We start from the raw sequence: 8,682 nt of genomic DNA on the forward strand, positions 1-8,682 counted from the left end.
TCTGATTTTGATACCCAATTGATATACTTTTGATAACTTTTTGATAGTAAATCAGTAGTAAGTTGATATATACGCCCTTTTTACTGTTTGTTGCTCTAAATTCAGCTGAAAATTTAAGATGGATTTTTGACGATTTTTAGGTATACACCATACGTACCTAGTTAGGATGCAAAAAAAACGATGTTTTTTTCTTTAAAAACAGGACTATATCATGTTGGAAAGAGAGTTTTAAAACGTCACCAAATGTCACAAAACAGATATTAACATTTTGTTTTATATTGAAAAATTTGTCACAGCATTGTCACAACGCCATTTCTATATGAAGCGTAAGATAGACTCCTCAAATTTTAAAATTTTGAGGATCGGCAATGTTTGCAAATGTGTACATTTGATAGATAAGTTAATGTTATAAAAAACGTTTTTTGAAAACATTTTGAAAACATTGCTGTCTAGTAAAGTGCGCTAAAAAGTAGCTGATTTTTTGCGGTACTTTGTGCTGTTTCTTGCATTATTTTACTGATGCCTTTTGGCACAAAGTAACCCGACTTTAGACTCAGGCTCAAGCCTAAATCTAAAGCATCGGGTGACTCTATGAGTGTCTATCGGCTATGCTCTATGCTTCAATGAAAGGGAAGAATATGAGTATTTTTTTGATCCGCCATGCTGAAAGTGAAGCCAATATCAATGGGAAAACACGGTCACATGCTTCAATCGCTTTAAGCGAGAATGGGCATATTCAGGCTCAAAATTTATGCTCTACGCTGCCTAAAATTGATCATGTGATGGTGTCCAAATATTTGCGGACGCAACAAACCGCAGCACCGATCCTTGAAAAATATAATCTTGATTTTGAGGTTGATGAGCACTTGCATGAGTTCAGTTATTTGTCCGAATTTAAGTGTGCCAATACCAATTTGAATGACCGTAAAGCATGGGTGAATGCGTACTGGGAGAAAATGGACTGTCAGCATCGAGATTCTGATGATGCCGAGTCTTTTGAGGATCTCTACCTGCGGGTACAGGCTTTTCATGACAAGCTAAAGACTGTGGCGGAGAGCTATGCTGCAAAAAATTTGGCTGTATTCAGTCACGGACAGTTTTTACAGCTTTTGATTATGCAGATCCAGCAGCCAAGTCTACTAACTAAAGAGCTGATGCAAAAGTTTAGGACTGACTTGGTTCGCCAACCGATTAAAAATACTGAAATTTTTAACTTTACGAAAGTATATAGTGAAACATGAAATACTATTTCATGTTTCACTATTATTTTGGATTGTCTGTGAATCTTTGGCTAATGCGATGGACTTTCGTGCTTCAACATAAAAGAATCTTGATCCTAGTAGGAAAAGTACGTTAAGCCCAAAAATCATAAAACTTTGAATGAGAGGTATAGGCTTTTGTGAATACCAAGTTGCCAAAAAAATAATTAACCCGATGAAGAAAAATAGAAATGATCCTACAAACCAAATAGCCGCGAAGGAATAATTGATTCCTTTTGCTAATCCTCTTGATGGAGTCCATTCAGGAATATGAGGAGGTAAAGTGAAAGTTGAAAGGATTCCTTTAACGAAGAATTTAAACCACATAAGTATACTTTTCTGAGTATTTTTCTTGATTAAATTATTTAATCTAAATAAAACTGAAAACATAATATAAGTGGCGATTAAGTTTACTGTTATAGACTTTAAAATAGGTGAACATTGTTCTAAATAATTTTGAATATCAGGTATATCCACTTCTTTTTCCCCAGAAAAATTCAATTAAGTTGCCACTTAGTTGAGCATAACCGTAACTATCTTGTTTTGTTTGATTGAGAAAGAACTGATGCAGCTAAGGATTTAGTTGTATCGTTGTATTTATCACTTTGTAGCACTTGCGATGCCTTAGTTTCCATTTGACTGCCAGTTTGTTTATCTGAGTTGGTTTGAGATAAAGCTGAGGCTGCAAGTTGTTTCTGAATTGTTGAAGATGACGAGTCACGTAATACATCAGATGCTAATGAACTGATACTGTCTGAAGTCTTCTTAGAGTTTTTTGACATGAATAGCTCCATGAAATTAAAGATAATTTTATGATCATAATAAATATTAATTTCTGGTCAATATTTGTTCTTACTAAGAGCGTCTCAGTTTGTCGCTTAGTTTTAATAATGTTCTCTGTGAGCACTTCGCATAACGCGTATTATGTTAATTTTAGATAATCTTTATGATTCAAAAAAATCCTCTGGTAACTCCGCTTCAGGAATAACGCCTAATTCAACTAAGGCTAAAGAGTTTTCTTGTACTTTTTTCTTCATTTCATTAGATTCATCTGACCAATCCTCATCGAAAACGAGAATAGTCCCTTCATTTAGATCATTATCAACATCGACAATTTTGTAAAGATGAGGCATTAATTTTTCATCTATTTTAATGGGTATATAGCAAATAGAAGTAGTTTCTAACCGATGTGGAAAAACATTGATATCTCCAAAAAAGTAGCTATTTAGATATATGTATTCAAATTTTAATACCTTTAAAAATGCTTCAAAAAGTTCAATAATTTGTTCTGTTTTTAAATTTTTTTTAAACGTCATCATTAAACCGAAACTATCAAAACTAAAGCTAGCATATGATTGTTTTTCTTCTAAGCCATTCCATAATAAGTAGCTTTCTAGATCATCATCCTTTTTAAGATTAAATAGATAGTCTTTGGCAACATCTGAAGGAAATGGATAATCCAAAGGGGCTTTTAAACTAAATTCACTAGCGTTATTCACATACCAATTAGCAAAGATAGGATCAATTTCAGCGATATCGTTAATAAAAATCTCTAAAGCTTTTAATTGAGCACTAATCTCATTTTCGGATGACCCAAATATCTTGTAAATACGAGTACTTAAGAAAAATTCTTTCATTCTGAAATCCTATTCTATAGAGGCATAAATATTGTAGTCACAACTCTACGACTAACTATATCGAAATGGCGTTTAGCAGCTTGTTCATAAAAATACCAATTCAACTTAGCGGTTTTAAAACGATTCTTAACAACTCTTTGGCTTTGAGCTTCCTTAACTAATCCTTTATATACAGAATCTCTAATAAACTCTTTCTTTTTAGGATCTAAAAATTGTTCATAACGGCCTTTTGCTTCAACAAGTATACATTCCATTGGCCATAGGCCATCAAATGAAACTCCAGCTAAGGTCCACTCTTGTATTTCTGTTGTTTGCTTTTTATTTCCTGGAACAAGATATGGAGCTGAAGCCTTAAAGGTTAGAGGGTAACTAGATAAGTTGGCTATTTTAATTTGATATTGAGTATTTATTTCATTGCCCATCGGGCGTTTTATTTGATGTTTATTACCTAGTTGATAAGGCTCACATTTATTACAACGCTGTTGCTTAGTTATATCTTTACTGACTTCTTTAGCTAAAACTATAGCAGCCATACCTTTGGCCGCTTCAGTAGCAATAGTCTTACCTCCTTGTGTAACAACAATCTCTCCAACTCCGGCAGATCGACCACCAGCAGTTCCTAGACCTCGTAAGACTAGCCCCCACATTCTAATTTCCCCTTAATTCATAAAACTCTAAGGTAGACAACAGGTCTTTTCCTCGGAGATTAGATCCATGTTTGGATGTTTAATCCTAATGTAGACACTATTGCTTTAGATTTAAAAAACTTATATCTCGATCTTAAAGATTACTCAGCCTTTGCAAACCAAGTCGATTGGATGAATCACTATATCAATCGAATTGCACCGATTTATCAAAAGCAAAGCCAAGTAGACTCACTGATGAGTCAAAGCTTCGATATTTTTCTTCAAACCAAAAGTGAACACGTGTTTGGTCACATCCCCAATACGCAAAATACAGCTTTAGAATTTAAAGAAATTTCCATCAATTCAGGGTCTATTTAACATAATGGCGATTATGCGAACTCTAATCTTCTTATTCGTATAAAAACAATAACTTAACCATTTTACATAATCTCAAAATACCCCCAAAAGCCGACTTCGACACATGTCGGCGGTTTTTTATCCGCTTTTGATATCTTTCGCCAATCATTTTGGTTAAAAAATACGCTATTTGACTTGTAAGATACAAATATGTGATACATTATTGTATATACAAATTTGAATGCTTTTTATGGAACTGTATTTCGAATGGGATGAGGCAAAAAACCAAAAGAATCAGAATAAGCATGATGTTTCTTTTGAAACGGCAAGCCTGGTTTTTGATGATCCTTTAAGGATATCAATCCAAGATCGACATACCGGTGGTGAAGAACGTTGGCAAACCATTGGTATGGTTAAAGGCGTACTGATGTTATTAGTAGCTCACACCATCTTCGATGAAGATGACTGTGAAATCATACGAATCATTAGTGCAAGGGAAGTAACCAAAGCGGAGCGTAGTCAATATGAGCATGGTTAGATATACACGCAAAGAACTGAATGAAAACTTCAGTGACAAGCAAGATGCTGAAATTAAACGCTTGCTTGCTAAAGGTCCTGTACCAGATGAGCAATTAGACTTATCTGATATTCCCGAAATTACCGACTGGAGCAATGCTGTTCGCCATGGGCAATTCTATCGTCCAGTGAAGCAACAAACCTCTGTTCGCCTTGATGCTGATGTACTGGCATGGTTAAAAGATCAAGGTAAGGGCTATCAGACACGTATGAATAAAATTTTGCGTGAAGCAATGTTAAAAGATTTAAAAAATCATTAATCAAAAATGGGAGCGATAGGCTCCCATTTTTGAATTCGCATAATGCCAATTATGTTAAATGGAAATAATTAGTCTTTATCGCCCAATGCAATTCTTAGCCTATTTAATGTCCCCATTAATGAAATACTAGCTGTTAATTCTACGATTTCTTTCTCGCTAAAGAAGTTAGTTAAATTCTTCCTAATAGTTTCAATATCTTCAGATAAAAAAGTAATTGCTTTTGCAAATTCCAATACTATTTTCTGTTTGTTAGAAAAAGCATTTGAATGTTTATAACCAGGAATTTTATCAATGATATCTTGAGCTATTCCTATATCACGTAATTCTTTTGAATGAAAATTACAGCAATAAGCACAGCCGTTTATTTGAGACACATACAATTCAGCCAAGGCTATAAATTCTGGTTCTATACTTGATGCCCTAATTGATGTGTGCGCTGAATAAAGATGCCCAATAGTCTTTTTAGAAATTTCTTGATAATCCATAAATTTTACTCATAACTTTAGATAGAGAATTATTATTTATTAATAAGTATTGATTGTAAATTAGGCATTTTTTTGTTATCTAGGTATATTTTATATACTTGATGAATCAATGAAAGAGAATATTTCAGGTTGCTCTGTAGAAGAAACTATGGCGATGCTAGGCGGTCGCTGGAGAATGCTTATCATCTCGTTTTTATTTGAAAAAACTATGCGTTTTAATGAATTACGTAAAGCAATACCTAATATATCGCAGAGAATGTTGACCTTAGAGTTGCGCTTTTTAGAGGCGCAAGGATTTATTTTAAGAAAAATTTACGCACAAGTCCCTGTTAAAGTTGAATATTCTCTAACTATGGAAGGTAGGAAGCTAGAAAAATTCACTGAAGCATTGAAAGAGACTGGATTATGGCTGAAATCAAGGTAGGTTTTTAGCCCTGCTAAAATTAACATAATACACCTTATGCGAAATGCGCTCGATAATTTGAGTTAAATCAAGATATTGAGATCCACTAAAAAGCCTAGTTTGAATAAACTGGGCTTTTTAGTGGATCATTCATCCAATATGCCGATTTATTCAGCAATTTGAGATTCTTTTCATTAGCCAGCATAAACAATGCTTCTACCCATTCGGCAGGAAAAATCGGCTTAACCACCCTCTTTTTGGCTGCTCGGGTTCAACGTGTTCCGGCACTGGAATACGCTTATTTTCTGTCTGATCTGGAGTAGTCAATCCGTCATGTTTAGCTTCTGCTGTGTCCGGTTCGGGATTTGTTTTGGCCATGCTTGGTTGCACCGGTTCTTGATCGGTAAACGTAGTCATATTGGCTTGTGGGGGCTTCATTTCAATGAGTGTAAGTAGCGTATCAATACGAGAATTTGCTTTGGCTTCCCGATCTTCTGCTTTTTCTAACTGTTTCTTTAAGAAATCAATCTGATGTTTGAACTCTACAACTGTATTGTCTATGTATTCAGGTGTATCAGTCTTTGATACTGAAGACGTATCAATACGTTTTGAGTGTTTTCCAACAAAAGGCTCGCCATAGACACGAAGTAATTCTGAAAAGTCGATAGATCCATCATGATCACGACTTAATACCCCGTTTTTTATATCTTTATAGAGTGTAGCTCGAGATTTTTTATACAGTGTTGCAGCATCACTAACACTGTATTTTGTACTTGTTTTCATAGTGTATTACTGTGTATTTTTGATACGTATTAAAGAATACACTAAGTGTATTCTTTAATACATTCAAGGCTTGAGGCCTAAGTTCTGTAAGTAAGGTAAAAATTGTTTTTGCTGTTTCGGATCTCTAAGCATTTCTTTAATTTTTGATGCTAATGCCTCATAACTTTCACCCTGATCAGCTAAATGGGAAAGTTCATGTAGCCGAGATAGTTGATTACCGAACATATTGATCTGAGCATCTGTCAGTTTGTAAAAGTCTCTAGATGCATCTGTATTCTTCTGGCTAATAGCTTGAGTCTTTTCTTTAAATGAAAAAAGAATATGAGTAACCTTACGTCCTGTTTTCTTCTGTTCATACGTTACTTTCAAAGGACTGTATTCATTTATTTGATCTACTGCCGTATCAATTACTCGTTTTTTGAAATCTGCGAATAATGGATACTTTTTACCAAGCTCTAACATTGTTCTTAAGTTATCGACAGATATCTCACGTTTACCTATTTGTCGATATTGCACAAGTAACTCGTAAATACGGATAGCATATGCACTATTGATTCCTGCAATGTCTGAGAGCGCATATTTAGTAAATTCTCTGCTTAAATTAGAGATGAAAGGGAGTATCGGTTTTGAAAACCGAATGCCAATTACACTTTGACTATCCAAAAATTGGATTTCTTGCACCCATCGCATTTTTATAGATTTGTCGTCAATACTGAGGTTAATAGACCTTTCATAGAGTCTATTAATTCCTTCCTTTAGATCTCTATATGCCGTTTTCTCATGTACCCCTAAGAGCTGTAGTTCACTAACACTCACAGGATAGAGTTCATCATCGGTAATAGGTTGATTCTTTGGAATACGTGAGATAGCAGCCAAGACAATTCGTTGCTCTACGGCACTTAATTGATACGATGCTTCTATAACTTGGTTTGATTTTACAACGTGATTTTTATTCAAAACAAAACCATTAATTTTTAATATATGACAAATATATACTTGTCATAGTTGGTAGTCAATCCGTCATAGTTAAGTAGTCAATCCGTCATAGTTGGTAGTCAATCCGTCATAGTTGGTAGTCAATCCGTCATAGTTAAACTCTGGAATCCTTTCTATATAAGCATTTCAGAGGACTTAAAAGATTTAAAAGATTTAAAATATAATTAAAAAGGTAAATATGAAAAATTGCCCTATGTTTTCGCTATGCTCAAACTCTATTGAACTTCGCTTTCGCTCAGTTCTAAGGGGCAATTTTTAGTAAATATCGGATGTGACTGAAATATTAAAAAGCAAAGTCAAAAGCAAGAATGAATTCGCTACGCTCATAAAGCTTTTTTACTCGCTATGCTCGATCTAGGCTCAATTTTCTGCATGTGATTTACGCTTCACAGCCTAAAAAGCTGTTTTTCAGGGAGTCTAGGCGCGAATTTTAGTGGTTCGCTCGTAGACACTCGCTCTGTAAAATATTGATATATTTAATAATTAAGTATCGGAAAATGTCCATACATTATAAATAATTAAAACCTAAATTTGTCTGATTAATCATAAAGTTCTGTTTTGATGTGCCTAATCAGAGGCTTTTTTAGAAAAAAATAGTCAAATCTTATAAAAAGCTATCTAAAAAAGGACGCAATGTAGTATGTCTATAAAACATCGGAAAATGTCCACATATAGCCTTCAAACCCTTTCACATAAAGAGTTTGAAGGCTATATAAAATGATTAATATTAGTTCTAATAAAAATTAAAGAGTTAGATAACATGCCTGTATTTAAGCCTATTTTGCGATTTAAGCCTGTTTATATGTTTAGCTTAGGATTCCCAGTATTTTTCTAAAAGAAGGCCTTGTGCTCAATTTGGTGACGTTTTACGGCTATTTTATTTATCTTAAGCCAACATTTTGATTAGATCTAAATAACTCTTCCGTTTCCTTTTGGACTGCTGCCTTGTGTTCAGGTGAACCAAACACATAATCGTTCGTACTGCTGTCAGATTTGATGGGATCTTGAGAAGTCTCAATCTGTTTTTCTACTTTGGACATATGTGAGTTTTTGTACCGTGCCAAATAAACAGAAAATTGTTTGATGCTCAAAACCAGCCCATAGTCTTTTTCTAAAATTGCGGTCACTTCTTCATAAGAATACCCCTGTTCTCTGAGTTCAAAAATCTGGGGCAGAAGTCGGATAAAGGCTTTAGATTTGATTTTGGGTAGCACGTTTTTAGTTTCCAGTTAGATTTTCTATTTTGATAGTAAATTGTTAGTGCTTTGATTGCAAATTGATATATTTTCAGTAGTGAGTA

At 34.3% G+C, this 8,682-nt stretch carries 12 protein-coding genes and 1 pseudogene; 5 read left to right on the plus strand and 8 right to left on the minus strand.

Annotated features, from left to right (window positions below; all coding sequences use genetic code 11):
- The first annotated feature begins 638 nt into the window (after positions 1 to 638).
- Entirely contained in the window at positions 639 to 1,241 is a 603-nt protein-coding gene (locus tag AMD27_RS17845) for a histidine phosphatase family protein (RefSeq protein WP_067664128.1), read from the plus strand.
- Between the two features lie 9 nt (positions 1,242 to 1,250).
- Here AMD27_RS17845 and AMD27_RS17850 read toward each other — a convergent pair whose 3' ends face one another.
- The 4 genes from AMD27_RS17850 to AMD27_RS17865 form a co-directional block, all read right to left on the minus strand.
- Entirely contained in the window at positions 1,251 to 1,760 is a 510-nt protein-coding gene (locus AMD27_RS17850; protein WP_067664131.1) for a hypothetical protein, read from the minus strand.
- A 32-nt stretch (positions 1,761 to 1,792) separates the two neighbouring features.
- Entirely contained in the window at positions 1,793 to 2,041 is a 249-nt protein-coding gene (locus tag AMD27_RS17855; RefSeq protein WP_171254885.1) for a hypothetical protein, read from the minus strand.
- 162 nt (positions 2,042 to 2,203) lie between these two features.
- Entirely contained in the window at positions 2,204 to 2,896 is a 693-nt protein-coding gene (locus AMD27_RS17860) for an immunity 52 family protein (RefSeq protein WP_067664137.1), read from the minus strand.
- 14 nt (positions 2,897 to 2,910) lie between these two features.
- Complete coding sequence (locus AMD27_RS17865) at positions 2,911 to 3,543, minus strand: Tox-REase-5 domain-containing protein (RefSeq protein ID WP_067664140.1); 633 nt, start codon at positions 3,541 to 3,543, stop codon at positions 2,911 to 2,913.
- A 63-nt stretch (positions 3,544 to 3,606) separates the two neighbouring features.
- Here AMD27_RS17865 and AMD27_RS17870 point away from each other — a divergent pair.
- The 3 genes and pseudogenes from AMD27_RS17870 to AMD27_RS17880 form a co-directional block, all read left to right on the plus strand.
- Positions 3,607 to 3,900 (plus strand): annotated as a pseudogene (locus AMD27_RS17870) (hypothetical protein); the annotation flags it as partial.
- 229 nt (positions 3,901 to 4,129) lie between these two features.
- Entirely contained in the window at positions 4,130 to 4,417 is a 288-nt protein-coding gene (locus tag AMD27_RS17875; RefSeq protein ID WP_067664143.1) for a BrnT family toxin, read from the plus strand.
- Positions 4,404 to 4,715 (plus strand): BrnA antitoxin family protein, encoded by a 312-nt coding sequence (locus AMD27_RS17880; RefSeq protein ID WP_067664146.1) that lies wholly within the window; start codon positions 4,404 to 4,406, stop codon positions 4,713 to 4,715. Before AMD27_RS17875 ends, AMD27_RS17880 begins: the two co-directional genes overlap by 14 nt.
- Before the next feature lie 68 nt (positions 4,716 to 4,783).
- Here the strand turns inward: AMD27_RS17880 and AMD27_RS17885 are convergent, their stop codons facing one another.
- Positions 4,784 to 5,200 (minus strand): carboxymuconolactone decarboxylase family protein, encoded by a 417-nt coding sequence (locus tag AMD27_RS17885; protein ID WP_067664149.1) that lies wholly within the window; start codon positions 5,198 to 5,200, stop codon positions 4,784 to 4,786.
- A 109-nt stretch (positions 5,201 to 5,309) separates the two neighbouring features.
- Between AMD27_RS17885 and AMD27_RS17890 the strand changes: the two genes are divergently transcribed.
- Positions 5,310 to 5,624, plus strand: coding sequence for a winged helix-turn-helix transcriptional regulator (locus AMD27_RS17890; protein WP_067664152.1), 315 nt, complete (start codon positions 5,310 to 5,312; stop codon positions 5,622 to 5,624).
- A 195-nt stretch (positions 5,625 to 5,819) separates the two neighbouring features.
- Here AMD27_RS17890 and AMD27_RS17895 read toward each other — a convergent pair whose 3' ends face one another.
- The 3 genes from AMD27_RS17895 to AMD27_RS17905 all read right to left on the minus strand — a co-directional run bounded on the left by AMD27_RS17895 (position 5,820) and on the right by AMD27_RS17905 (position 8,596).
- Complete coding sequence (locus tag AMD27_RS17895) at positions 5,820 to 6,386, minus strand: plasmid replication DNA-binding protein (protein ID WP_067664155.1); 567 nt, start codon at positions 6,384 to 6,386, stop codon at positions 5,820 to 5,822.
- Positions 6,387 to 6,449: 63 nt separating this feature from the next.
- Positions 6,450 to 7,343: a replication initiation protein RepM gene (gene repM / locus AMD27_RS17900; RefSeq protein WP_067664158.1), complete on the minus strand. Its 894-nt coding sequence runs from the start codon at positions 7,341 to 7,343 to the stop codon at positions 6,450 to 6,452.
- Between the two features lie 920 nt (positions 7,344 to 8,263).
- Complete coding sequence (locus AMD27_RS17905) at positions 8,264 to 8,596, minus strand: hypothetical protein (protein ID WP_067664160.1); 333 nt, start codon at positions 8,594 to 8,596, stop codon at positions 8,264 to 8,266.
- Positions 8,597 to 8,682: the final 86 nt, after the last annotated feature.

Origin of the sequence: Acinetobacter sp. TGL-Y2, assembly GCF_001612555.1 — a bacterium.
Classification (GTDB): Bacteria; Pseudomonadota; Gammaproteobacteria; order Pseudomonadales; family Moraxellaceae; genus Acinetobacter.

What these genes read in the sequence shown, in the direction of transcription:
- AMD27_RS17890 (WP_067664152.1), top strand. Translation starts at nt 5,310, where the DNA reads ATGAAAGAGAATATTTCAGGTTGCTCTGTAGAAGAAACTATGGCGATG.
- AMD27_RS17880 (WP_067664146.1), top strand. Translation starts at nt 4,404, where the DNA reads ATGAGCATGGTTAGATATACACGCAAAGAACTGAATGAAAACTTCAGT.
- AMD27_RS17895 (WP_067664155.1), bottom strand. Translation starts at nt 6,386, where the DNA reads ATGAAAACAAGTACAAAATACAGTGTTAGTGATGCTGCAACACTGTAT.
- AMD27_RS17865 (WP_067664140.1), bottom strand. Translation starts at nt 3,543, where the DNA reads ATGTGGGGGCTAGTCTTACGAGGTCTAGGAACTGCTGGTGGTCGATCT.
- AMD27_RS17860 (WP_067664137.1), bottom strand. Translation starts at nt 2,896, where the DNA reads ATGAAAGAATTTTTCTTAAGTACTCGTATTTACAAGATATTTGGGTCA.
- AMD27_RS17885 (WP_067664149.1), bottom strand. Translation starts at nt 5,200, where the DNA reads ATGGATTATCAAGAAATTTCTAAAAAGACTATTGGGCATCTTTATTCA.
- AMD27_RS17855 (WP_171254885.1), bottom strand. Translation starts at nt 2,041, where the DNA reads ATGTCAAAAAACTCTAAGAAGACTTCAGACAGTATCAGTTCATTAGCA.
- AMD27_RS17845 (WP_067664128.1), top strand. Translation starts at nt 639, where the DNA reads ATGAGTATTTTTTTGATCCGCCATGCTGAAAGTGAAGCCAATATCAAT.
- AMD27_RS17875 (WP_067664143.1), top strand. Translation starts at nt 4,130, where the DNA reads ATGGAACTGTATTTCGAATGGGATGAGGCAAAAAACCAAAAGAATCAG.